Genomic DNA, 24,109 nt, shown 5'->3' on the forward strand with positions numbered 1-24,109 from the left:
CACGGCCGCCAAGCCCACGGCCGGCAAGGCCCCGGCCGCCAAGCCTCCGGCCACCAAGGTCACCCCGGCGAAGCCCGCGGCTGCGAAGCCCGCTGCCGCCAAGTCGCCGGCCCGGCCCGCGACGGACCCGACCGACGGGAGCACGTCACGCCCGTAGCGGTGGCACTCACGGGCACACGTCGGGAGTCGGCAGCGTCGCCGGCCCCTCCGGGGAGGCCGACGTCGGGCCGCCGCCCGTGCTTCCAGGACCGTCAACGGCTCCTGCGGGCGGGTCCGGGGGGTCGACGAGGGGCCGATCGGCAGAGAGCCGGTCCCACAGCTCGTCGGCGTCAGCGGTCCACACCACCCGGTTCGGATCGGAGGGGTCCTGGGTGTGGGGAACGGTGATCGCGGTCAGGGCGTCACGGCCCGCGTGCCTGAGGCTGAACGCCAGACCGACGGCACCCGTCAGATCGGCCACTGCCGGGCTCGCGCTGAGCGACCGGGTCACGTCGTCGAGCACAGCGGTCACCCTCAGCGGGTTCGCCAGCAGCCCCTGGTCGGTCAGGGACGTGACGAGCGCCCCGACGAACATCTGCTGACGTTCGATCCGAGCGATGTCCGAGCCCGTCTCCAGCCCGAACCCGGTGCCGGTCCGGGCTCGGAGGAACGCCACAGCCGTCCTCCCGTCGAGCGTCTGGGGGCCCGCCCCGAGCTCCAGGTGGGCCTTGGGTGAGGTCATCGGCTCCGGGATGCACACATCCACACCCCCCAGGGTGTCGATGATGTCGCGCACGCCATCCATCTTCACCACGACGTGCTCGTCGATGCGCAGACCGGTGTTGTGCTCAACCGCCCGGATCATGCAGGCAGCCCCCGCAACGAGGTCCAGATCCTCACCCCCACCGATGCCGAACACCTCGTTGAGCTGCACACGGGGGCGCGCCGGTGAACGGCCACCGTCCGGCAGAGCACACTCCGGCAGCTCGACCATGGAGTCCCGGGGCAACGACACGACGTCGATGCGTCGACGGTCGGCGGACAGGTGGACGACCAGGGTCGTGTCCGAGCGCATCCCGTCGGCATGACCACCGATCGTGGCGTTGTCACCGTCGCGCACGTCGGTGCCGATCACCAGGATGTCGAGGGCACGCCCGGCGAGCCCGTCCGACGGTGCCCCGCCACCGCTCGAACGGCGATCGAGGAACTGGTCGACGTGCGCCACGTCGATGTTGGACTGCAACCGGGTGTAGGTGCCGGTCGCCGTCCCGATCCCGGTGGTGAGGACGGCCACGAGCACCAGGACCAGCCCACGTGGCCCCCGTGGACCCCCCGGACGGGAGTGGCGGGGTGCGACAGGTCGACGCGCGTGTGCAGGCACAACCGCACCGTAGGGAGGGCACCGGCCTCGGTGGTCATGGCGAGGTGAAGAGCCTGTGCGGAAAGCGAGCACGCCCACCACCGCGCACCCGCGGGGCCGGTACCGGGCTCACACGGCACGGGCGAAGTCCTCGGGGCTGGCCACCGGCTCCGGGTCGGACGGGCCCACCGGTCGGACGTCGTCACTGGACATCGCCGCTTCCAGGAGCGGCATCTCGGCCAGGGCGGTGGGCGACTCGTCGGCCAACCTGCTCGGGTCGTGGCGTTCGACCCACACCCGGCGGACCTGGGGGAGCCACACGAGAAAGCTGGTGAGCGAGGCGAGGAACCCGGAGACCTCGGTGATGAGCTGCACGGTCGAGCTCCTGGACGCGGGCAGCACCCAACCCGGTGCTGCAGAGGTGGAAGAAGGGGGTCGACAGGGCCCCGTCGCCGCGCCCCGGATCTGCGCGCAGCGGGGTCTCAGTACGCGAAGAACGGGAACATGTGCGGGTTGTGGGCGTGGACGATCGCGAGGAACACCACCGCGTCGAACAGCAGGTGCACGATGATCACGTAGGTGAGGGACCCGGTGCGGGTGAAGATGTAGCCCTGCAGCAGGGCGAAGGGGACGGTCAGCAGCGGACCCCACTCGCGGTACCCGAGCTCCCACAGGAACGACACGAAGATCACGGCCTGCAGGACGTTCGCCTGCCACACCCTCATGTGCCGGCGCAGCAGCACGAAGCAGGTGCAGATGAAGAACAGCTCGTCCCAGATGCCGACGGCGTTCACCCCGACGAAGAACCGCCCCAGCTCACCCGCCTCGGTGACCTCCGGCCAGTTCTGGTACGCCCCGGAGCTGATGAAGTAGAACGGCAGCAGCGCCCACCCCAGCAGCGGGACCAGCACCAGGTACGCCTTCTCGATGCGCGGCCACGGCTCTCCCGTGCGCCACGGGAACCGGATCACCTTGCGGCGGTACACGAACCTGTCGATCAGGAACGGGGCCGTGACCCCGGCGGTCAGGGCGGCACCGATCGCGAAGAAGCGCGGCCACGAGACGTCGGCCTCCATCGAGGTGGTCGACACCAACGTCAGCCCGACCCCGATGAGCAGCAGGTCCTTGCCGAGCACCCTGTCGACGACGAACGCCCCGACCAGTGCGGCCACCAGCACCAGGTACCCGGCGGGGCGGACGTGCGCCCCGAACAGCAGGAACGCCGCGAACGACACCCCGGCGGCCGGAAGCAGCGACCAGGACAGGCGCGGTGGGGACTCGTGCAGGGCTGGGGTCGGCGCGGGCACCGGCACAGCATGCCACCGGCCCGACGACGGCGCTCAGCGAGGAACCGACCGCATCGGGCTCCCGCCGGTGACCGGGAACGTTCATCGGTGCCGGGCCGTTGGGCCCGCGACGATGATCATGGGAGGGTGTTGCATGGATGGGTTCAGGGTCAGCAGGGACGCCGTCACCGGGGGCCTGATGACCGGTGCGTTCGCCACGGCCTGGTGGGCCCTGCCGGACGTCGTGCGGTCCAGGCCGGTGCGCGGTCTGGTGAAGGCCGGGCTCGTGGCCGCGTCCGTCGCCTACGAGCAGAGACGTGCCGCACACACCCCTGACCGGCCGGACCGTCCCGCAGCACCCGACGCGCACCTCCAGGGCGTGCGGGACCTGACGTCCGCCAACCCGGTCCTGCGCGCAGAGGACCTGGGCCTCGCGAGCCCCGAGCCCCCGCCGTCCAGGCCATGGATGGGCACGGCGGTGCTCGCGGTGGGTGCTGTCGGGCTGACGTGGGCGATGGAGCGCGGGGTCTTCGTCTGGGGCGAGAAGGCCCGTGCCCGCGGCGACCGGAGCGCCCACACCCGCCACGGCCTGATCCTCGGCGTCGTGTTCGGGGCCCTCAGCACGGTCGCGACCGAAGCCCTCCGCCGCGCCGACGAGCGGGCGTGACCGAATCGTTTAGGTCCCAGAACGGTCCCAGAACCCGCTGATAGCCCTGGGGGAACCGTCCTCAATGCCGCGGACGGTCCACACAGGGGAAGAGGGAACCGTGTCTCATCCATCCACCCGACGACCGGCCAGGGGGTGGGCCGCAGCGGTGTGCGCACTGCTGCTGGCGCCCGCCGTCGCCGCCGTCGGACCCACCACCGCCCACGCCTCACCGGGGGCGGACTGGCTCACCACCGACGGCAACCAGATCGTCGACTCCACGGGTAACCCGGTCTGGTTGACGGGCACCAACTGGTTCGGTTTCAACACCAGCGAACGCGTCTTCCACGGGTTGTGGTCGGCGAACATCACCGAGGTGACCCGTTCGATGGCCGAGCGGGGCATGAACATCATCCGCGTCCCGATCTCCACCGAGCTGCTGCTCGAGTGGCGCGCCGGGCAGGCGGCCCCCGCCAGCGGCGTGAACACGTTCGCGAACCCCGAGCTCGAGGGCATGACGACGCTGGAGGTGTTCGACTACTTCCTCGAGCTGTGCCAGACGTACGGGTTGAAGGTGATGCTCGACGTCCACTCCGCCGAGGCCGACAACTCCGGTCACATCGCGCCCCTCTGGTACAAGGGCTCGATCACTCCCGAGGACTTCTTCTCCACGTGGGAGTGGGTCGCAGAGCGGTACAAGGACAACGACACCCTGCTCGCCTACGACCTGCAGAACGAACCCCACGGGCAGCCCGGTGAGCCACGCGCCAAGTGGGACGACTCCACGGACGTCGACAACTGGAAGCACGCCGCCGAGACCGCGGCCGAGCGCATCCTCGCGATCAACCCCGACGCCCTGATCCTCGTCGAGGGGATCGAGGTGTACCCCAAGGAGGGCCAGACGTGGGACTCCCCCCGCGTCAACGCCCAGAACGAGGGCAACTACTACAACTACTGGTGGGGCGGGAACCTGCGCGGGGTGCGGGACCACCCCGTGCAGGTGAGCGCGCACCAGGAGCAGATCATGTACTCGCCCCACGACTACGGCCCCCTGGTGCACGAGCAGCCGTGGTTCCGTGGCGAGTTCGACAAGGAGTCCCTCACCCGGGACGTCTGGGGCCCGAACTGGTTGTACCTGCACGACGAGGGCGTCTCGCCGCTGCTCATGGGTGAGTGGGGCGGCCGCCTCGGTCAGGACCCACGTCAGGACAAGTGGATGTTCGCGCTGCGGGACCTGATGATCGAGAAGCGCATCCACCACACGTTCTGGGTGCTCAACCCGAACTCCGGTGACACCGGTGGCCTGCTCCTGGACGACTGGGCGACGTGGGACGAGGAGAAGTACGCCATGCTCGAGCCCGCCCTGTGGCAGCACGACGGCAAGTTCGTCGGGCTCGACCGTCAGGTCCCCCTCGGTGGGCACGGCAGCACCACCGGCATCAGCCTGGGCCAGTACCTGGGCGAGGCAACCACCGACCCTGCACCCACCGACCCTGTGCCGACGGACCCGCCGACGGAGCCGGAGCCGACCGACCCGCCCACGGATCCCGGTCCGACGGATCCCGGGACCACGGACACCGAGCTGACCGTGCGGTACCGGGACGCGAGCTCCTCACCGACGAGCGGCTCGATCAACCCGGTCCTGGACGTCGTGAACTCGGGAACCAAGACCGTCGACCTGTCGACGGTGACGGTGCGGTACTGGTTCACGCGTGACGGGGGGCCGTCCTCGTTCACGACGTGGTGCGACTGGGCCGCGGTCGGCTGCGCCGACCTCGACCTGCGGGTGGTGACCCTGCCGACACCGGTGACCGGCGCCGACGCCTACCTCGAGGTGTCGTTCACCGCCGGCACGCTGGCGCCCGGGGCGAGCACCGGTGACCTGCAGCTGCGGATCCACAAGAGCGACTGGTCACCATTCGACCAGTCCGACGACCACAGCCGCGCCGCCGGCCCGGGCATGGGCGCCAACGCCCACATCACCGCCTACGACGCCGGCGCCCTGGTCTGGGGTTCGCCCCCCGCCTGACCGCCCGCCTCACGACCGGGTCGGGGACGTCCCGTGCCGCCACACGTGCACGGGACGTCCCCGACCTGCCCTCGGGACGGGACACCGGAGCCCGCGTCGATCGAGTGCCAATAGGACGTGCAGTCCACTACCACTAGTAGTGAGCGTGCGGTTGCTGCACGGATCGCGTCGCCGGTCGCCTCGACACAGGGCGCTGGACGTCCGGATCACCGTCGCCCTGGCGCTGGTCGACGTGCGCGTTGCCCACCACCCCGTAGCGGCGCAGGTGGAACCGCATCCGGTCGGCGACGAACCGCTCGGTCGCGCACTCGATCGGGCGGCCGCCGGCGTCCTGCGTCACCCGGGTCAGCCGCAGCAGCGTGGTGCCGGGCAGGACCCCGAGCGTGTCGGCCTCGTCGATGGTGGCGTAGGCGACCTCGACGCTCTCGTCGGAGAGCTCCGGGTGGATGTCGTAGACGTCGCGGAACAGTCGGTAGAGGTGGCTGAGGTCGTGCCGCGCCAGGTCGGGGAAGAGGTCGGCCGGAACCCGGGTGTCCTCCAGGCTCAGGCCCCGACCGTCCGCGTTCCGCAGTCGGAGCACGTGATGGACGTAGGCACCCGGGGCGAGCCGGAGCTGCCGCAGGTCGTGGGGCCGTGCGAGCGTGAGCTCGCAGCGCAGCAGCGTGGTGGTCAGGCGCACGCCCTGGACCCGGGTGATGTCCGGCAGTCCCTCGATCGTGTTGAGGTTGCGTTCGATGCGACCGTCGGAGACGAAGACGCCGCCGCCGCGACCGATCCGGCGCCGCAGCAGGCCCTGCTCCTCGAGGACCCCGAGAGCCTCACGCAGCCGGTGCCGGGTCACGCCCAGCTCGGCCGCGAGCGACCGTTCGTCGCCCAGGCGGTCACCCGGGCCCAGCTCGTCGCGCCGCAGCATCGAGCGCAGGAGGCCGGCGACCTCCTCGCCCGACACCGGGCCCCGCTGAGTCGTCACGACCGGTCGTTCACCGCAGGACGGCGAGCGCTGCGGTGAGCTCCTCGAGGAGCCGTGCCGCGTCGACGTCGTCGAACACCAGCGGTGGACGCAGCTTCAGCACGTTGCCGCCCCCGCCGCAGACCGAGGTGAGCACGCGGCGGGCGCGCAGCTCCTCGACCAGGTCCAGCGCCAAGGTCCGCGACGGTGCGCCGTCGTCCGGGTCCACGATCTCCAGCCCGAGGTAGAGGCCCGACCCGCGCACCTGCCCGATCCGGTCGTCACCGGCCCCCAGGGCCCGCAGGTCCGCCAGGAGCGCCGAACCGACACGGTCGGCGCGGAGCTGCAGGCCGTCCTCGCGGATCACGTCCAGAACCGCCTGCGCGGCGGCGACCGAGACCGGGTTGCCGCCGAAGGTGTTGAAGTAGGGCAGGTTCTCCGCGAACGGCGCGAGCGTCTCGTGACGTGCAGCCAGGCCGGAGACGGGGATCCCGTTGCCCATCGGTTTGCCCGTGGTGACGAGGTCGGGCACGACGCCGTGGCGCGCGAACCCCCAGAACTCCGCCCCCGTGCGACCGAAGCCCGGCTGAACCTCGTCGGAGATGACGACTCCGCCCGCGTCGTGCACCAGGTCCACGGCAGGGGCGAGGAAGCCGGCTGGGTCGGGGAACACCCCGTCGGAGGAGAAGATCGAGTCGACGAGAAGTGCCGCGACCCCATGGCCGGCGGCCTCGAGGTCGGCGATCTGCGCGGCGACCTGGCGGGCGAACCATGCTCCGAGCTCCTCACCACCGATGCGGCGCGGATCGGGCTCGGGCACCAGCCGCACCCACGGGGCAAGGCCCTGCGCTGTGCCGAGCGCGGGGGAGAGCTGCGAGACCAACGCGGTGTTCCCGTGGTAGGCCTCGGCGCTGATGATGATTCCCTGCCTGCCCGTCGCCACCTGCGCGACGCGGACGGCGAGGTCGTTGGCCTCCGACCCCGTGCACAGGAGCATCAGGCGGTCGAGCTCCGCGGGCATCGTGCTCAGCAGGTCGGCCGAGTAGTCCAGGACGGCCTCGTGCAGGTAGCGCGTGTGCGTGTTGAGCGTGCTCATCTGCCGTGTGACGGCCTCGACCACGCGGGGGTTCGCGTGCCCGACCGAGGCGACGTTGTTGTAGACGTCGAGATACTCCGCGCCGTCGGCGTCGTACAGGTGGGCGCCCTGCCCCCGCACGAGGTGGATGGGGTCGCGGTAGAACAGCCGGTACGCGGGCCCGAGGATCTTGCGGCGCTCGGTGAGCGCCCGGGTGGCCGGGCTCAGGTGGTGGGCCACCTCGGGGCGAAAGCTGTTGGTGTCCATGATCGTCGAACGCGTGGCCACCGTTGTTCCTCTCGTGGGACGGAAGCCGCCCGGCCCCGCACCGCCGTCGTCGGGTGCGTCCCGACGAGGACCAGTCTGCCGATGTCGACCGGCCCGCACAGGCTGTCCGGTAAACCCTGGGTTACACCGGTGGCTCGTCACGTGAATGGTCGAAGACCGGGCTCCCGCGACGTTAAATCTCGGTTTCCATCTGCCTCGTCGCTTGCCTGCGGGCGCGGACCGCGAGGACGCTCGGGCCGAGCCGCCCGCTCCCCCAGCCGGTCCACCCGGAACCTGGCAAGGGAACAGTCATGACCATCTCGAGCGCCTCCGACGTCGCCGCTGACCTCACCGTCGGATCCGCCGACGTGAGCGCCGCGGTGTCACTCTCCACGTTCGACGCCCTCTCCAGGGGTGCTCCCGCACCGTACTGGCTGCATCGCGGTGTCTGCGCCGCGTGGGGCCTGGACCCCGACCGGGTCGACATGCCGCTCATCACGGTCTCGGAGAACGCGACGTTCCGGCTCGACCTCGACTCCCGCCCCGTCGGGGTGGTCCGTGTCAGCCAGCCCGGCTACGTCGGCGGTCCCGAGGCGATCGCCTCGGAGCTGGCGTGGCTCGGAGCGCTCCACGAGATCGACGAGCTGAACCTCATCTCGCCGGTGCCCACGATCCGCGGCCCCTTCACCGCGGTCGTCAAGGACACCCAGGGCAACGGCTGGGTGTGCGTGAGCACACGCTTCATCCAGGGTGAGGTCCTCGAGGACCTCCCCGACCCGGCCGAGCACTACCAGGTCATCGGTCGGTGGAGCGCCCTGCTGCACGACCACGCGCGCCGCTGGGACAAGCCGCACGGCTTCACGCGCTTCACCTGGGCCTACACCGACATGGTCGGGCCGGGAAGTCGCTGGGGGCGGTGGGAGGACGCGGTGGGCGAGGGCTCCGAGGCCGACGCCGCGCTGCTGCGCAGTGCGCAGGAGCGCGCGCTGGAGCTGCTCGGTGACCTGCCGCGGACCCGCGAGACGTGGGGCGTGATCCACGCCGACCTGCGTCCGTCGAACGTCATGACCGACGGCGAGCGACTCACGATCATCGACTTCGACGACTGCGGCTTCGGCTACTTCCTGTACGACTACGCAGCCGCGCTGTCGTTCGTCGAGCACGAGCCGTACGCCCCGGCGATGGCCCGCGCCTGGGTCGCCGGGTACCAGGAGGTCGCCCCGCTCAGCAGCACCGACCTGCGTCACGCCAGCGCCCTGTCGATGCTGCGACGCCTGACGATGCTCGGCTGGACCACCAACCACCGGGCCGACGCCCTGCCCGACGGCCTGCACGCCGCACAGCTTCCCGGGACCCTCACCGTCGCCCGCCGGTTCCTGGAGTCCCCCACCTGGCTCCTGGACTGAGCCCGCCACCGACCGTCACCGCACACCCCCGAGCCGTCCCGTCCCTCCTCCACCGAAAGGCACTCCCATGGCACTCACCGCGGTCGACCCGCCCCCCGCCGGACCACCGTCGTCAGGCTCGGCCGGCGAGGACTACTTCGCCCGGCGCTCACTTCGGAAGGGAGCAGCCGGATGGGTGCTCCTGGCGGGGCTCGGGGTCTCCTACGTCATCTCGGGGGACTTCTCCGGATGGAACCTGGGCCTGGCCCAAGGCGGGTGGGGCGGGCTCGCGATCGCGTTCGTCCTCATGGGCACCATGTACGTGTGCATGGTCTTCGGGCTGGCCGAGATGTCCTCCGCGCTGCCGACCGCCGGCGCCGGCTACGGGTTCGCTCGTCGTGCGCTCGGCAAGCTCGGCGGTTTCGCTACCGGCATGGCCATCCTGATCGAGTACGCGATCGCTCCCGCCGCGATCGCGGTCTTCATCGGCGGCTACATCGAGTCCCTCGGGCTGTTCGGTCTGACGAGCTCGTGGCCGGTGTTCCTGGCCTGCTACGTGCTGTTCATCGGGATCCACCTGGTCGGTGTCGGTGAGGCGCTCAAGGCGATGTTCGTCATCACGGCGATCGCCCTGGTGGCGCTGGTCGTCTTCGGGTTCGGCATGATCGGCCACTTCGAGCTCGGCAACCTCTTCGACATCGTCCCGGACGGCTCCGCGGGCGCGAACGCGTTCATCCCGTTCGGGTACTCGGGTGTGCTCGCGGCGTTGGTGTTCGGCATCTGGTTCTTCCTCGCGATCGAGGGCGTGCCGCTCGCCGCGGAGGAAGCCGGCGACCCTCGGCGCGACCTGCCGCGCGGCATCATCGTCGGCATGGGGGTGCTCGTCCTCACCGGTCTGCTCGTGCTGTTCCTCGCCCCCGGCGGGGCGGGATCGCTGGCCATGAGCACCTCGGGCAGCCCGCTCCCCGACGCGCTGAACGCGGTCGGCAGCACCGGCCTGGCGACCTTCATCAACTACGCGGGCCTGGCCGGACTGGTCGCGTCGTTCTTCTCGATCGTCTACGCCTACTCCCGTCAGCTGTTCGCGTTGTCGCGGGCCGGGTACCTGCCCCGGTGGCTCTCACGCACCACCTCACGCAAGACCCCGGTCTGGGCGCTCGTCGTGCCGGGCACGATCGGCTTCCTGCTCGCAGCCGTCATGAACAACGGCGACCAGCTGATCAACATCGCCGTGTTCGGTGCGGCCGTCTCCTACGTGCTGCTCAACGTCTCGCACATCGTGCTGCGGCTACGTGAGCCCGACCTGCCGCGGGCCTACCGCGCACCGGGGGGCGTGGTGACGACGTCGATCGCCCTGGTCCTGTCGGTCGTGGCCGTGGTGGCCACGTTCGTGGTGGACCCCCTCGCCGCGGGCGTGACCGCCGCGATCTTCGTGGCGTTCCTGGCCTACTTCTGGTTCTACAGCCGCCACCGCCTGGTCGCCAACGCGCCCGAGGAGGAGTTCGACCAGCTCGCCCGGGCTGCGGAGGCGCTGCGCTGAGACCGGCTGTGGACGCAGCGTCGAGCCCTCGTCCGCACGACGGCGGGTGTCGTCCACCTGGGGTGCGGCGCCCGCCGTCGTCGCGCGTGTCGAGCCGCCGAGGACCGCCCGCGGTGGGGCAGGCGGCCGAGCTGCTCGCGAGGGTGGGCTGGTCGATGAGAGGAGGATGAGGGTCCTCTCATCGCGGCCGCGTTCTCGGTACAGGGTTGCGACGGTCGGGTCAGACGCGGGAGCCCCCACCCGCGACCCAGCCAACGACCGCCCCCACCACCGGCGGGCTCCTCGAGCACGCCGACCGCGCTGTCCAGACCCCGTTCGCGCAGCGCGTCCACGAGGTCCCGCTGCGGCCGGAGTTGCGCGACCAGGACACATGACCCAGAGGCCGCAGGTCCTGAACCTGCCCCGGGACAGCTGGTCCACGTCGATCCACCTGTGACCATGCTGCCCGCGGGACCCTCCCCTCGGGCGGATGCGCCGTCAGGACTGGCGAACCGGGGTCCACGGGTCGAGCTGCGTGAGCCGACGCGCGACGTTGAGCCGGAACAGGTCCGGCTGCTCGACCCACGGATAGTGGCCGCAGTCGTCGAGCAGGCGGAGTTCAGCGCCGAGTGCCGTGGCAAGGGCTCGAACCGGCTCGACGCCGCTCAGGATGTCTTCCGTGCCACCAAGCACGAGAGTCGGAAGGACCGCCGATCGTCCCGACCCGGGTGTCCAGGTCGCGGTGGCGGTAACCGTTGCGCTGGTTGACCCGCTCCGGGGAGGGCTGGCCCCACTCGGCGCCGCAGACAGCGTCGGCCTCCGCCGACAGCAACGAGTTGATCACCGTGGCGAGCAGGTGACGCATCAAGTCCGGGGATGCATCCGTCAGGGCCTGGCCCAGGACGGCGGCAGGGTCGACAATGCGAGGTGCGGTCATCGTGATGCTCCGTTCGAGAGTGCTGTGGAAGGTTCACTCGAAGGATCACGCGGTGACCGCCTCGTCGTCTACGACGACGGTCCCGGCGCTACACCACTATCGGGGACGCAACTTCGTGCCCAGCGGAGTGGGCGAGCACCGGTGCCCTGCAGCTGCGGATCCACAAGAGCGACTGGTCACCATTCGACCAGTCCGACGACCACAGCCGCGCCGCCGGCTCCCGTGCCGCCACACGTGCACGGGACGTCCGCGACCTGCCCTCGACGAGGTGCCGTGTCAGTGTCGGCCTCATCGAAGTGCATATAATATGTGCAGTCGAGTACGACTAATAGTGAGCGAGGGCTGCATGGCGCACAGGTACCTGCCGCGGCTGGTCGATACCCAGCTCCGCCGTGCGCTGAAGTCCGCGGGAGCGGTGCTGCTCGAGGGCCCCAAGGCGTGCGGCAAGACCTCCACCGCGCGAGAGCAAGCCGCCTCGCTCGTCCGGCTCGACGCCAGTCCGCAGCTCCGAGCCGCCGGTGCCGCGGACCCGAACCTCCTGCTCGACGGCGCCCCGCCCCGGCTCATCGACGAGTGGCAACTCGTCCCGGGCGTGTGGAACGCGGTCCGGTACCAGGTGGACGAGCGCCAGGCCGACGGACAGTTCATCCTGACCGGCTCCGCCACCCCGGCGGACGACCTCACCCGGCACACCGGCGCCGGCCGCTTCGCACGCATCAGGATGTCCCCGATGTCGCTGGCGGAGGCAGGCGCGTCGGACGGTGCTGTGTCCCTCGAGGGGCTGTTCGATGGTGATGCCGCTTCCAGTGTGGGGTCCACCCTCGAGCTGATGGACGTCGCCGAGCTCATGTGCCGAGGAGGGTGGCCGGCGAACCTGCAGCGTGACCTCGACAGCGCGCTCGCCGCGAACCGTGACTACCTGGCGACCATCGCGGCCGCCGACATCGTCACAGTCGACGGCGTGCGACGGGACCCGCGCAAGGTCACCGATCTGATCTACGCCCTCGCGCGCAACAACGGCACCTACGTCACCGACAAGACGCTCCGAGCAGACGTGGCCGCCCGCGGGCAGACCCTCGCGACACGCACGCTCCACTCCTACACCGACGCCCTGCACAGGCTGTGGATCACGGCGGAGCAGGCTGCCTGGGGACAGCACCTGCGCTCAGGCGCCCAGCTTCGCAAGGCCCCCAAGCGACACCTCGTCGACCCTTCGCTGGCCATTGCAGCCCTGGGCGCATCCCCGAGGGCGCTTGTCGGCGACCCGGAGGCGTTCGGGCAGCACTTCGAGAGCCTCGTGTTCCGTGACCTGTCGATCTACGCACAAGCCGTAGGCGCGACGGTGCACGGCTACCAGGAGAGCTCGGGCGCCGAGCTCGACGCCGTCGTCGTCCGCGACGACCAGTGGATCGGCATCGAGGTCAAGCTCTCCGCCCGACCCGACGTCGTCGACGCCGCCGCGGCCGGGCTACTGACCATCGCGGGGCGCATGCGACGCCCGCCGGCTGCGCTTGCGGTCGTGACGGCGACAGGACCGTCCTACCGTCGACCCGACGGGGTCCACGTGATCTCGGTCCTCACCCTGGGGCCCTGAGCTGGCGCAGTACCCGGTGAGCAGCCTCGGCGAGCGCCCGCGCGACCACACCGAGCCCGGGAACGTCCAGGGTCCACTGCTGCCAGTGGAGGGTGACGTCGACGGGATCAACGCCGGGCAGTCGCACCAGCCCACCTGCGTGTTCCAGCGGCTCGGACTGCTGCTCGGGCAGCATCCCCCACCCGAAGCCGAGGCGGATCGCCTCCGCGAAGTCGGCCGACGCCGGGACGAGGTGCCGGGGCGGGTCTGCGGAGAGCACGCCATGGGTGTCGAGCACCTTGTCCTGCAGGAGGTCGTCACGGTCGAACACGACCAGGGGCGCACGCCGGAGCGCCCGGGGGTGCACGCCGTCCGCGAACCACCGCTCCACCAGGTGCGGCGCCATGACGGCGTGGTAGCGCATCACGCCCAGCACCACCGAGCTGCAGCCCTGCACCGCCCGACGCTGGGAGGTCACCGCGCCCATGACCGTGCCGTCACGCAGCAGGGCCGCGGTGCGCTCCTGGTCCTCGCGCCGCACCTCGAGCGCCACGTCGCCCGCCAGCGGGGCCAAGGCCGGGAGCACCCAGGTGGTGAGCGAGTCACCGTTGACGGCAAGGGGCACCTTCGGCAGGCGCGAGTCGTCGCCGTGACCGGGCGCGTCCGCGTGGTCCAGGCCGGCCCCCGCCAGAAGGGCCTCGACCTGCCGGGCCACCCTGACCAGCGGCTCGCCCGCCGCGGTGGGCCTGACCGGGCGTTCACGCCGCAGCAGCACCGCACCCGCGTGCCGCTCCAGTGCCTTGATCCGTTGACTGATCGCCGACGGCGTCACGTGCAACGCGCCCGCAGCGGCCTCGAACGTGCCCATGTCGACGGCTGCCGCGAGCGCCCGCAGCTGGTCCAGGTCCCACCTCGGCATCGTCGTTCCTCTCGTGATGAAGCGCTGCTCATGATGCCTGAGGAAGATTCGTTGGTCTTCATCACGGTCCCGGACCTAGCGTCACCGTCATGGAGATCCCGTGGTCCGTCGTCGCCTCCGGCCTGGGCCTGGGGCTCGCGCTGATCGTCGCGATCGGTGCACAGAACGCGCACGTCCTGCGTCAGGGGATGCGCCGGGAGCACGTCGGGACCGTGGTGGCGATCTGCGCGGTCTCTGACGCGGCCCTGGTCGTCGTGGGGACCGCGGGTCTGGGGGCGGTGATCGCCGCGAGCACGGTGCTGCGGGTGACGATGACCCTGCTCGGTGCGGCGGTGCTCCTGGGCTACGCGGCGATGGCGGCGCGCCGGGCCCTGCGCCACAGCCCGTCGGACGGCCTGACCGTGGGGACGGAACGCCCGGGGTCGGTTCGGCCCGGGGCGCGGTGGGGGCCGGTGGCGCTGACGACCCTTGCCCTCACGTGGCTCAACCCGCACGTCTACCTCGACACCGTGGTGCTGCTGGGATCGGTCGCTGCCGGTCAGGGTGAGGCCCGGTGGTGGTTCGCAGCGGGCGCCGTCGCCGGGAGCCTCACGTGGTTCACGGCCCTGGGCCTCGGCGCGCGACTGCTCAGCCCGCTGCTCGCCCGGCCGGGGGCGTGGCGGGTGGTCGACGCGGTGATCGCGACCGTCATGCTCGTGATCGCGTTCCGACTGGTGGCGGGCCTGTGGTCGGTGGGGTGAGGCGACGTCTCTCTGGCACGAGCCGCGTCGAATTCGACCGATTGGGTACGCCCACGGGTATTCACCCGACGCACGGCTTCAGGAGTCCGCCCCGGTGCCGATCGACTGTCGTGGGTTCCCCCTGCCCACTCGGTGTCACGCCCGTCAGACGAGAGGCCCCGCATGTTCGGCTCCCGCACCCGCACCAACACCCCCGAGCTCGCGCAGCTCCATGAGGCACGTGCCAACAGCACGGCGCTGACCGAGGTCGCGGAGGCCCTCGGCGAGGCCCGCACCGCAGCCGACGCGGTGACGGCCGCCCTGGAGACCGTGCGCGCCGGCTTCGGTTGGGAGTACGGCTCGCACTGGGTGCTCGACCCGGCCGCCAAGGCCCTGCAGTTCGCGCAGGAGTCCGGCGACGCGGGCGCGGAGTTCCGTGACGTCACCCGCACCGCCACGTTCGCCGAGGGTGTCGGCCTCGCCGGCCGCGCCTGGAGCACCCGGGAGCTGCAGTTCGCCCCGGACCTCGGCGAGGTGCGCGACTGCGTCCGGGCGCCCGTCGCCCAGCGTGCGGGCGTCCGCTCCGGGGTGTGCTTCCCGCTGCTGCGCGACGGCCAGGTGGTGGGGACCATGGACTTCTTCACCACCACGGTGCTGGACCTCTCACCCGAGCGGCTCGCCGTGCTGCGCGCCGTCGGCCGGCTCGTCTCCACGACCATCGCACGGCTCGCCGCCGACGAGGCCCAGGCGGAGAACGCCAAGGACACCGAGGCCACCGCCGCCGTCCTGCGCGTCATCGCCGCCGCCACCAGCCGGGAGGAAGCGCTGCGCGTGGCCCTGGACACCATCCGCCGCGGGTTCGACTGGGCGTACGGCTCGTTCTGGGAGATCGACCCCGAGACCCGTGTCCTGCGCTTCTCGCAGGAGTCCGGCGACGCCGGCCCCGAGTTCCGCGAGGTCACCCGCACCTCCACGTTCGCCGAGGGCGTCGGGCTCGCCGGCCGCGCCTGGCGCAGCCGCGACATGGTGTTCGCCCCCGATCTGGGCGAGGTCCAGGACTGCGTCCGCGCCCCCGTCGCCCAACGCGTGGGGGTCAGGTCCGGGGTGTGCCTCCCGATCCTCGTGGGCGGTCAGGTCGCCGGGACGATGGACTTCTTCGTGACCCGCACCATCGAGCTCAGCCCCGGCCGGGAGCAGGCCCTGCGCAACACCGCCCTGCTCGTGGGCCAGGCGCTCGAGCGGTTCGCCGCCGCCGACCGGCTCCAGACCGCCGGCCGAGAGCTGGTCACCTCCATCGAAGAGGTCGAGCGCAACGTCCTCACCGCCACCTCCGTCGCCAATGACGGCCAACGGCTCGCCGAGGAGGCCGACCGTGAGGTCGCGGGTCTCGGCGACTCCAGCGCGCAGATCGGCAAGGTCGTCGCCGTCATCCAGGGCATCGCCGCGCAGACCAACCTGCTCGCCCTCAACGCAACCATCGAGGCCGCACGCGCCGGCGAGGCCGGTCGCGGATTCGCCGTGGTCGCCGGAGAGGTCAAGGACCTCGCCAACGAGACCGCCCAGGCCACCACCGAGGTGAACGCCCGCATCACCACCATCCAGCAGCAGGTCGCCACCGTGGTCACCTCGCTCGGCGCCATCCGCGACGCGGTCGAGCGCATCAACGAGACCCAGAACATCATCGGCGGGGTCCTCACCGAGCAGGTCGCCGTCACCCGCTCCATCCTCGACTGACGTTCCAAGGCCCGTCCGCGCTCGACCGTGGGTCCGGGGTCACGGTCGAGCAGGCTGCCGACCGGAGGACCGGAGGCGGCCCGCGGCACCGTGCCCCATGATTGGCCGGTGTCACTCGAGACCATGGAGTTCGGACCGGTCGTCGTGGCTTTCCACGACCGTGTCCTGCGGCCGCGCCCGTGGACGATGATCCAGGCGTCCTGGGCGGCCGACCTCTCACCAGGACTGCCCCCGGGACCGGTCCTGGAGGTGTGCGCGGGCGCCGGCCACATCGGGCAGGCCGCAGCCGCCCTCACGGGCCGCCACCTGGTCCAGGTGGACGTGGAGCCGCAGGCCTGCGCGCTGGCCGAGGCGAACGCCCGGGCGAACCTCATGGCCACCCGGGTCGACGTCCGGTGCGCGGAGCTCGAGGACGCGCTCGACGCCGATGAGCGTTTCCCGCTGATCCTCGCCGACCCCCCGTACGTGCCCCAGGGAGAGGTCCTGGCGTACCCGGACGACCCCGACCTGGCCATCAACGGCGGCCCCGACGGCCTGCGCATGCTCCGCCGGTGCGTGCGGCTCGCCGGCGCCCACGTCCAGCCCCACGGTGCGGTGCTCCTCCAGCTGCTGGGAGCGGCCCAGGTCGAGGGCCTCGCCCCGGAGCTGCACGACGCCGGCCTGGACGTCGTCGACGTGCGCGCCACCGACGACCGACGCGCGGTCGCCCACCTGCGTCCCCGGACGGACGAACGCGGCACCCGCGACACGGCCGGATCGGGGACGTCCTGGTGCGAATAGCGCACCGAGGCGTCCCCGTTCCCCGTGCGACGCCAGGACGCGGGCCGGGTACGCGAAGAGCCGGTGACCTGGTGGTCACCGGCTCTCGGTCCCGGCCTGGCCGGGGGTGGTGCGCGAGGGGGGACTTGAACCCCCACGCCCTTTCGGACACTGGCACCTGAAGCCAGCGCGTCTGCCATTCCGCCACTCGCGCGTGACGCAGCCTTCTGCGACGCAAAAGGCTAGCACGCCTCAGGAGCCCTCCGAACACCCCGGCGCGGTGCCCGCGCAGGGCCGCGACGCGGACGTGGGCGCCTGTGGCCGATAGCATCGCCTCGGACCTCTGGGCGGTCCACCGGTCGGTCCGAGCTCGGGGCGCCACAAGCGCAGGAGGTCAGACGCCCGGTCCCACCCAGCAACGACGTCGTAGCGGGCCCCCGTTCCCGCTGTGAGCACGGGGAGGGAGGTGGCATGGGAGTCCTCGACAAGTTCGAGAAGGGTGTCGAGCGCGTGGTCAGCAGCGCGTTCGCCAAGGCCTTCCGCAGCGAGGTCAAACCCGTCGAGCTCGCGAGCGCCCTGCGCCGCGAGGTGGACGACCGCGCCGCCGTGGTGGGCCGCGACCGCACGGTGGTGCCCAACGAGTTCACGATCGAGCTCTCACCGTCCGATAACAACCAGGTGCAGACCTGGGGCGCGGAGACCCTCGCGGACGAGCTGGCCGCGAACGTGACCGAGCACGCCACCAGCCAGCGCTACGCGTTCGTGGGCCCGGTGACCGTCGCGTTCGTGGAGAACGAGACCCTGGAGACGGGCCGGTACCTGGTGCGGTCGGCGACGGTGCGCGGCGCCGTCGCGCCGGCCACGTCGGTCGCGGCGAGCGCCCGGCACCCGTTGATCGACATCGACGGGCAGCGGTACCTGCTGACCGGCCCGGTGACGGTGATCGGGCGGGGCAGCGAGGCCGACATCATCGTCGACGACCCGGGGATCTCCCGCCGGCACCTGGAAATCCGGGTCATGGCCGACGGGGTCGTCGCCACCGACCTGGGGTCCACGAACGGCACGTTCGTCGAAGGGCACCAGGTGCCCGCCGCGACGCTCGTCGACGGCAACACGATCACCATCGGCCGCACCCGGATCCACTTCTGGACCGGCACCGGCGAGGAGGACGGGTGAGGCGCGGGTGAGCGAGCTGACGATCACGCTCCTGCGGTTGGGGTACCTGGTGCTGCTGTGGGCGTTCGTCCTGTCGGCGATCAGCGTGCTGCGGCGGGACCTGTACGGCACCAAGATCGTCAACCGGCGTCGGCCGGGTGCGGCGAAGGCCCCCGCGGCCCCGCCCCCACCGCCGGCCGGCGCCGACCGTGCCGCGCCGATCCCCCGCCGGGACGTGGGTCCCCGGCGCCTGGTCGTCACGCAGGGCCCGTTGCGGGGCACCACCGTCCCGTTGAGCGGTTCGCAGATCCTGATCGGACGGGCCCCGTCGTGCACGCTCGTGCTCGACGACGACTACTCCTCGTCCCGGCACGCGCGGATCTTCTCCCAGGACGGGCAGTGGATGGTCGAGGACCTCGGCTCCACCAACGGCACGTTCCTGGGGCGGGAACGCGTCCAGGGGCCGACGGTCGTGCAGGCCGGGTCCCAGGTCCGTGTCGGGCAGAGCACCCTCGAGCTGCAGAGGTAGGCCTGTGACCATCGCCCTGAGGTACGCGGCCCGCTCCGACGTCGGCCTGGTGCGGTCCAACAACCAGGACTCCGCCTACGCCGGGCCCCACCTGCTGGTGGTCGCCGACGGGATGGGCGGGCACGCCGGGGGCGACGTCGCCTCGTCGGTGGCGGTCGCGCACCTGGCACCCCTGGACGACGAGGCCCACGGGCCGGACGACGCGCTGGACGAGCTCGGCAAGGCCATCAGCACCGCCCACGACGAGCTGCTGGCCCGCGCGGAGGAGAACCCCGAGCTCGCCGGCCTGGGGACCACGGTCACCGCCCTGCTGCGCAGCGGCAACAAGCTGGCGATGGCCCACATCGGCGACTCCCGGGCGTACCTGCTGCGCGACGGGACCCTGAACCAGGTGACCAGCGACCACTCGTTCGTCCAGCACCTGATCAACACCGGGAAGATCACCCCGGAGGAGGCCGAGCACCACCCGCAGCGGTCGGTGTTGCTGCGCGTCCTGGGTGACTTCGACATGGAGATCGTGCCCGACATGTCCGTGCGCGAGGCCCGCGTCGGCGACCGGTGGCTGCTGTGCTCGGACGGGTTGTCGGGCGTGGTCTCGGCCCAGACGCTCGCCGAGACCCTCGCCACCGTCCACGACGTCGACACGTGCGCCGACACCCTCGTCGAGCTGGCCCTGCGGGGCGGCGCGCCGGACAACGTGACGGTCGTCGTCGGGGACGTCGTGGAGGTCGACGGGCTGCGCGACGGGGCGGGCCCGTCCACGTCCTCGGACATCGTCGGGGCTGCGGCCCTGGACCGGAACCGGCCCACCATGGGCGGGTCGGGGGCGGCAGCCCGGGCGGCGATGCACTCGCAGGCGGCGCGGGCCTCCGGGGGCGTGCCACCCCCGCCGGAGGACGAGGTCGTCGACGAGGAGCGCCCCCGCACCGGGCGGCGCATCCTCATGGTGCTGCTCACCCTGCTGGTGCTCGGGGGTGTGGCCACGGGTGGGTACCTGGGCTACCAGTGGACCCAGGAGCAGTACTACGTGGGCGTGGCCGACGAGCGGATCGCGATCTACCAGGGCATCCCCCAGTCGGTGGGTGGTCTCGAGCTGTCGGAGGTCCTGGAGACCACCGACACCCCGGTCACGGACCTGCCCGGCTACCTGCAGGACCGCGTCCGCCAGAACATCCCGGCGTCGACCCTCGCCGAGGCCCGGGAGCGGGTCGCGACCCTCGAGGCCGACGCCGCACCCGCGGACGACCCCACCGACGGCACCACCGACGGGCCGGGCACCGAGGGCACCGACACCGAGCAGGACGCGACCACCACGGAGGACGACGCATGAGGGGCGCCCTCCAGGGGTCCGGCCGGACGCGGCAGGGGGTGGTCGTGTGGCGACGGTCCTGACGCAGCCCGCCCGGTCCAGCCGCACCCTGGAGCTGTGGCTCCTGGCGTTGGCGCTCGCCGTCGGGGTGGGGGCGTACGCCCTGGTCGGGATGGCGATGGAGGACTCCATCCCCCCGGACATCGTCGGCTACTCCGCCGGGCTGATCGGCCTGAGCGTGGGCCTGCACCTGGTGCTGCGCTGGCGGGCCCCGTACGCGGACCCGGTGCTGCTGCCCGTGGTCGTGGGCCTCAACGGCATCGGCCTGGCCATGATCTACCGGTTGGACGCCTCCTACGGGACGGCCGACGCCCCGTCGACGTTCGCCGAGCGCCAGCTCGCCTGGACGGCCCTGGGTGTGGTGATGGCCGCCCTGGTGCTGATCGTGCTGCGCGACCACCGGACCCTGCGCCGGTACACCTACACGGCGATGCTCGTCGGTCTGCTGCTGCTCGTGCTTCCCCTGGTCCCCCACCTGGGTGTGGAGATCAACGGTGCCCGGATCTGGATCCGCATCGGTGACAACTCCCTGCAACCCGCGGAGTTCGCGAAGATCGCCCTCGCGGTGTTCTTCGCCGGGTACCTCGTCACGATGCGTGACACCCTCGCGCTGGCCGGCCCCAAGGTGATGGGCCTGCAGCTGCCGCGACCCCGCGACCTGGGGCCCATCCTGCTGGCGTGGGCGGCGTCCCTGGCGGTCCTCGTCTTCCAGCGCGACCTGGGCACGTCGCTGCTGTTCTTCGGACTGTTCGTGGGCATGCTGTACCTCGCGACCGAACGGATCAGCTGGGTCGTCATCGGCCTCGGCCTGTTCATGGGCGGCGCACTCACCGCGGCCCAGGTGTTCCCGCACGTGGCAGGCCGGTTCAACGGCTGGTTGAACGCCTACGACAACGAGGTGTTCAACGCCGCGTTCGGGGGCTCGGGGCAGCTCGTCAGAGGCCTGTTCGGGATGGCGAACGGCGGGCTGTTCGGCACCGGCTGGGGCCAGGGCTACCCGCAGCTGGTGCCCTACGCGGAGTCCGACTTCATCATCCCGTCCCTCGGTGAGGAGCTGGGCCTGACCGGCCTGCTGGCCATCCTGGTGTGCTACCTGGTGCTCGCCGAACGTGGTCTGCGCACCGCGGTGGGTGTGCGCGACGGGTTCGGCAAGCTGTTCGCCGGCGGCATGTCCTTCGTCATCGCGTTCCAGTGCTTCGTGGTCGTCGGTGGGGTGACCCGCCTGATCCCCCTGACCGGCCTGACCATGCCGTTCATGGCGTACGGGGGCTCGTCGCTGCTGGCCAACTGGATGATCGTCGCGCTGCTGCTCCGGATCTCCGACAGCGCGCGTCGTCCCGCTCCCCCGTCCTCACCGGTGCCCGACGCCCCCTCGGACGACTCCCCCATCGTGGTGGGCGGGCGCGACGGTGGCGGCCGGGACAGCGACGGGCGTGGCGTCGAGGCGTCCGACAACGAGACGGTGCAGCTCGGGGTCGGTGAGGTGCGCCCGTGAACACCCCCCTGCGTCGGCTGTCGATGGTCGTGGTCGTGATGTTCCTGGCGCTGATGATGTCGGCGACCTGGGTGCAGTACGTGCGCGCACCCGACCTGAACAACGACCCCCGCAACGTACGGACCCTGTACCGCGAGTACGACCGGGCCCGCGGGCCGATCGTCGTGGGCGGTGAGGCGATCGCGTCGTCCGAGCCCGTGGACTCCCCCTTCGGGTACCTGCGCAGCTACTCCGACGGGCCCCTGTACGCGCACGCCACCGGGTACTTCTCGGTCGTGTACGGGCGGTCGGGCATCGAGCGGGCCATGAACACCGAGCTGAACGGCACGGCCGACTCGCTGTTCTACTCCCGCCTGCAGGACCTCGTCACCGGCCGGCAGCCGGAGGGCGCGGCCGTCGAGCTCACCCTGGACCCTGCCGCGCAGCAGGCGGCCTGGGACGCCCTGGGCGACCAGCGCGGCGCCGTCGTGGCGATGGACACCCGCACCGGTGAGGTGCTGGTCATGGTGTCCAAGCCCAGCTACGACCCGAACATCCTGGCGGTGCACTCCTCCCGGGAGGTCACCGAACGCTGGGCCGAGCTCAACGAGGCCGACGGCAACCCGCTCACCAACCGGGCGATCGCCGGCAACACCTACCCCCCGGGGTCCACCTTCAAGCTCGTCACGGCGGCTGCGGCCCTCGAGGACGGCCTGGGCATCGACGAGCAGATCGACGCCCCGGACCAGCTCCCGCTGCCGCAGAGCACCGCGGTGCTGCGGAACTTCGGCGGCTCGTCGTGCTCCCCCACCGGCACCCAGACCCTCGGTGACGCGTTGCGGATCTCGTGCAACACCGCGTTCGGCCAGCTGGGCCTGGACCTGGGGGCGGACGCGGTGCGCGCCCAGGCCGAGGCGTTCGGGTTCGGCCAGGAGCTGCAGATCCCCACGACGGTGACCCCCAGCTACTTCCCGGAGGACCCGAACGACCCGAACACGGTCCTGTCGGCGATCGGCCAGTACGAGGTACGGGTCACCCCGTTGCAGGTCGCGATGCTGTCGGCGGCGATCGCCAACGACGGTGTCCTGATGGAACCGCAGCTGGTGCGGTCCGTACGGGGGCAGGACCTGGAGGTCATCCGCGAGACCCGCCCGCAGGAGCTCGGCCGGGCGGTCTCGACGTCCACCGCCGAGGCCCTGCAGGACATGATGGTCGAGGTCGTGCAGAACGGCACCGGCCGGGCCGCGCAGATCTCCGGGGTGCAGGTCGCGGGCAAGACGGGCACCGCGCAGACCTCCGCCGAGGCCGCCCCGCACGCCTGGTTCACCGCCTTCGCCCCCGCCGACGACCCGCGGGTCGCCGTGGCGGTCATCGTGGAGAACGGTGGCGCGATGGGCAACGAGGCCACCGGTGGTGCGGTCGCCGCGCCCATCGCCCGGTCCGTCATCCAGGCGGTGCTCGAGTGAAGCCCGCCCCCGGTGTCGCCCTGGGCGGCAGGTACCGCCTGGTCTCGCGCATCGCCGTCGGCGGTATGGGCGAGGTGTGGGTCGCCCATGACGAGTCCCTGGCACGCGACGTCGCCGTGAAGGTGCTGCGCGAGGAGTTCGCGGGCGACGCGGGCTTCCTGGAGCGGTTCCGCACCGAGGCCCGCAACAGCGCCGGGTTGTCGCACCCGAACATCGCGGCCCTGTACGACTACGGGGAGCAGGACGGTTCGGGGTTCCTGGTCATGGAGCTGGTGCTCGGGGAGCCCATGTCGGACCTGCTGGACCGCCAGCCGGTGCTCCCCACCATGCGGCTGCTGCCGATCCTGGCCCAGACGGCCCGGGCGCTGCACGCCGCGCACGCCGGGGGAGTGGTGCACCGGGACGTGAAGCCCGGGAACATCATCCTGGCCCGGTCGGGCCGGGTGAAGATCACCGACTTCGGGATCTCCACCGCCACCAACCAGGTGCCGATGACCGCGTCGGGCATGGTCATGGGCACCGCCCAGTACCTGTCCCCCGAGCAGGCCGTCGGCAAGGCGGCCACGCCCGCCTCCGACATCTACTCGTTGGGGATCGTGGCCTACGAGGCCCTGGTGGGTCACCGCCCCTTCACGGGGCCGACCGCGGTCGACATCGCGGTGGCGCACGTCAACCAGCCCGTCCCGCCGATGCCGGACGGGATCGACCGGGCGCTGGCGGGCGTGGTCATGCAGATGCTCGACAAGAACCCGGAGAACCGGCCCCGGTCGGCGGCGTCGGTGGCCCGCACGCTCGACGGGATGCTGGAGCGCACCCCACCCGGGGGCGTGCCGATCGCGGGCGGACGGCACTCCCGGCCCGTGGACGTGCTGCACACCTCCGAGATCGAGGCTCAGCTCGGGGTGGTGACGGTGACGGGCCGGCCTGCCCGCGCCGGTGAACCCGTCCGGCCCGCCGGGACCCCCGGCGCCTCGGACGCC

General features: G+C 71.6%; 21 protein-coding genes, 1 tRNA gene and 1 pseudogene. 14 read left to right on the forward strand and 9 right to left on the reverse strand.

Annotated elements, in window-relative coordinates:
* Positions 1-166: 166 nt before the first annotated feature.
* From N869_RS04390 to N869_RS04400, 3 genes are all read right to left on the reverse strand, one after another.
* On the reverse strand, positions 167-1,279 hold the full coding sequence (locus N869_RS04390) for an LCP family protein (protein WP_052104968.1): 1,113 nt from the start codon (positions 1,277-1,279) through the stop codon (positions 167-169).
* A gap of 189 nt (positions 1,280-1,468) precedes the next feature.
* Entirely contained in the window at positions 1,469-1,714 is a 246-nt protein-coding gene (locus N869_RS04395; protein WP_035058395.1) for a hypothetical protein, read from the reverse strand.
* Between the two features lie 107 nt (positions 1,715-1,821).
* Complete coding sequence (locus tag N869_RS04400) at positions 1,822-2,646, reverse strand: CPBP family intramembrane glutamic endopeptidase (protein WP_156968343.1); 825 nt, start codon at positions 2,644-2,646, stop codon at positions 1,822-1,824.
* 133 nt (positions 2,647-2,779) lie between these two features.
* Between N869_RS04400 and N869_RS04405 the strand changes: the two genes are divergently transcribed.
* Positions 2,780-3,292, forward strand: coding sequence for a hypothetical protein (locus tag N869_RS04405; protein WP_035058398.1), 513 nt, complete (start codon positions 2,780-2,782; stop codon positions 3,290-3,292).
* Between the two features lie 100 nt (positions 3,293-3,392).
* Complete coding sequence (locus tag N869_RS04410) at positions 3,393-5,300, forward strand: cellulase family glycosylhydrolase (protein ID WP_035058401.1); 1,908 nt, start codon at positions 3,393-3,395, stop codon at positions 5,298-5,300.
* Between the two features lie 133 nt (positions 5,301-5,433).
* Here the strand turns inward: N869_RS04410 and N869_RS04415 are convergent, their stop codons facing one another.
* Positions 5,434-6,270 (reverse strand): GntR family transcriptional regulator, encoded by an 837-nt coding sequence (locus tag N869_RS04415; RefSeq protein WP_156968344.1) that lies wholly within the window; start codon positions 6,268-6,270, stop codon positions 5,434-5,436.
* A gap of 10 nt (positions 6,271-6,280) precedes the next feature.
* On the reverse strand, positions 6,281-7,612 hold the full coding sequence (locus N869_RS04420; RefSeq protein WP_035058402.1) for an aspartate aminotransferase family protein: 1,332 nt from the start codon (positions 7,610-7,612) through the stop codon (positions 6,281-6,283).
* 290 nt (positions 7,613-7,902) lie between these two features.
* Between N869_RS04420 and N869_RS04425 the strand changes: the two genes are divergently transcribed.
* Together N869_RS04425 and eat are read left to right on the forward strand one after the other, a co-directional pair.
* A complete protein-coding gene (locus N869_RS04425; RefSeq protein ID WP_035058405.1) occupies positions 7,903-8,997 on the forward strand; it encodes a phosphotransferase enzyme family protein in 1,095 nt (364 codons plus the stop codon).
* Between the two features lie 67 nt (positions 8,998-9,064).
* Positions 9,065-10,516: an ethanolamine permease gene (eat, locus tag N869_RS04430; protein ID WP_052104971.1), complete on the forward strand. Its 1,452-nt coding sequence runs from the start codon at positions 9,065-9,067 to the stop codon at positions 10,514-10,516.
* 477 nt (positions 10,517-10,993) lie between these two features.
* Here eat and N869_RS17660 read toward each other — a convergent pair whose 3' ends face one another.
* The gene (locus tag N869_RS17660) at positions 10,994-11,188 is read right to left on the reverse strand and encodes an alpha/beta fold hydrolase (RefSeq protein ID WP_035058408.1); all 195 of its coding nucleotides are present in this window, start codon (positions 11,186-11,188) and stop codon (positions 10,994-10,996) included.
* 19 nt (positions 11,189-11,207) lie between these two features.
* Positions 11,208-11,432: pseudogene (locus N869_RS16870) on the reverse strand (transposase); the annotation flags it as partial.
* A gap of 331 nt (positions 11,433-11,763) precedes the next feature.
* Here N869_RS16870 and N869_RS04440 point away from each other — a divergent pair.
* On the forward strand, positions 11,764-13,026 hold the full coding sequence (locus tag N869_RS04440; RefSeq protein WP_232229604.1) for an ATP-binding protein: 1,263 nt from the start codon (positions 11,764-11,766) through the stop codon (positions 13,024-13,026).
* On the opposite strand, the gene N869_RS04445 is transcribed toward N869_RS04440, so the two are convergent.
* The gene (locus N869_RS04445) at positions 13,010-13,924 is read right to left on the reverse strand and encodes a LysR family transcriptional regulator ArgP (RefSeq protein ID WP_035058414.1); all 915 of its coding nucleotides are present in this window, start codon (positions 13,922-13,924) and stop codon (positions 13,010-13,012) included. The genes N869_RS04440 and N869_RS04445 overlap by 17 nt on opposite strands.
* 89 nt (positions 13,925-14,013) lie before the next feature.
* Between N869_RS04445 and N869_RS04450 the strand changes: the two genes are divergently transcribed.
* The 3 genes from N869_RS04450 to N869_RS04460 all read left to right on the forward strand — a co-directional run bounded on the left by N869_RS04450 (position 14,014) and on the right by N869_RS04460 (position 17,157).
* Positions 14,014-14,664 (forward strand): LysE/ArgO family amino acid transporter, encoded by a 651-nt coding sequence (locus N869_RS04450; protein WP_035058417.1) that lies wholly within the window; start codon positions 14,014-14,016, stop codon positions 14,662-14,664.
* 162 nt (positions 14,665-14,826) lie between these two features.
* Positions 14,827-16,377: a GAF domain-containing protein gene (locus N869_RS18720; RefSeq protein ID WP_035058420.1), complete on the forward strand. Its 1,551-nt coding sequence runs from the start codon at positions 14,827-14,829 to the stop codon at positions 16,375-16,377.
* A gap of 108 nt (positions 16,378-16,485) precedes the next feature.
* Positions 16,486-17,157: a methyltransferase gene (locus N869_RS04460; RefSeq protein WP_052104972.1), complete on the forward strand. Its 672-nt coding sequence runs from the start codon at positions 16,486-16,488 to the stop codon at positions 17,155-17,157.
* 107 nt (positions 17,158-17,264) lie between these two features.
* Here the strand turns inward: N869_RS04460 and N869_RS04465 are convergent.
* A tRNA-Leu gene (locus N869_RS04465) sits at positions 17,265-17,350 on the reverse strand.
* A 257-nt stretch (positions 17,351-17,607) separates the two neighbouring features.
* Between N869_RS04465 and N869_RS04470 the strand changes: the two genes are divergently transcribed.
* The 6 genes from N869_RS04470 to N869_RS04495 form a co-directional block, all read left to right on the forward strand.
* Entirely contained in the window at positions 17,608-18,312 is a 705-nt protein-coding gene (locus N869_RS04470) for an FhaA domain-containing protein (protein WP_035058421.1), read from the forward strand.
* Positions 18,313-18,319: 7 nt separating this feature from the next.
* Positions 18,320-18,820, forward strand: coding sequence for an FHA domain-containing protein FhaB/FipA (locus N869_RS04475; RefSeq protein WP_035058423.1), 501 nt, complete (start codon positions 18,320-18,322; stop codon positions 18,818-18,820).
* 4 nt (positions 18,821-18,824) lie between these two features.
* Positions 18,825-20,150 carry a PP2C family protein-serine/threonine phosphatase gene (locus N869_RS04480; RefSeq protein ID WP_035058424.1) on the forward strand — a complete coding sequence of 442 codons (1,326 nt, stop codon included), beginning with the start codon at positions 18,825-18,827 and terminating at the stop codon, positions 20,148-20,150.
* A 46-nt stretch (positions 20,151-20,196) separates the two neighbouring features.
* A complete protein-coding gene (locus N869_RS04485) occupies positions 20,197-21,684 on the forward strand; it encodes an FtsW/RodA/SpoVE family cell cycle protein (protein ID WP_035058425.1) in 1,488 nt (495 codons plus the stop codon).
* Positions 21,681-23,129, forward strand: coding sequence for a peptidoglycan D,D-transpeptidase FtsI family protein (locus N869_RS04490; protein ID WP_035058428.1), 1,449 nt, complete (start codon positions 21,681-21,683; stop codon positions 23,127-23,129). The genes N869_RS04485 and N869_RS04490 overlap by 4 nt, the downstream gene beginning before the upstream one ends.
* Positions 23,126-24,109 (forward strand): serine/threonine-protein kinase (locus N869_RS04495; protein ID WP_084136410.1); only part of this gene is annotated, 984 nt, incomplete at its 3' end. The genes N869_RS04490 and N869_RS04495, both read left to right, overlap by 4 nt.

The sequence above is a fragment of the Cellulomonas bogoriensis 69B4 = DSM 16987 genome (assembly GCF_000767165.1).
GTDB lineage: Bacteria > Actinomycetota > Actinomycetes > Actinomycetales > Cellulomonadaceae > Actinotalea > Actinotalea bogoriensis.

Excerpts from the sequence above, each read along its gene's own strand:
- N869_RS04405 (WP_035058398.1), top strand. The coding sequence starts at position 2,780 with ATGGATGGGTTCAGGGTCAGCAGGGACGCCGTCACCGGGGGCCTGATG.
- N869_RS04425 (WP_035058405.1), top strand. The coding sequence starts at position 7,903 with ATGACCATCTCGAGCGCCTCCGACGTCGCCGCTGACCTCACCGTCGGA.
- eat (WP_052104971.1), top strand. The coding sequence starts at position 9,065 with ATGGCACTCACCGCGGTCGACCCGCCCCCCGCCGGACCACCGTCGTCA.
- N869_RS04445 (WP_035058414.1), bottom strand. The coding sequence starts at position 13,924 with ATGCCGAGGTGGGACCTGGACCAGCTGCGGGCGCTCGCGGCAGCCGTC.
- N869_RS04450 (WP_035058417.1), top strand. The coding sequence starts at position 14,014 with ATGGAGATCCCGTGGTCCGTCGTCGCCTCCGGCCTGGGCCTGGGGCTC.
- N869_RS18720 (WP_035058420.1), top strand. The coding sequence starts at position 14,827 with ATGTTCGGCTCCCGCACCCGCACCAACACCCCCGAGCTCGCGCAGCTC.
- N869_RS04470 (WP_035058421.1), top strand. The coding sequence starts at position 17,608 with ATGGGAGTCCTCGACAAGTTCGAGAAGGGTGTCGAGCGCGTGGTCAGC.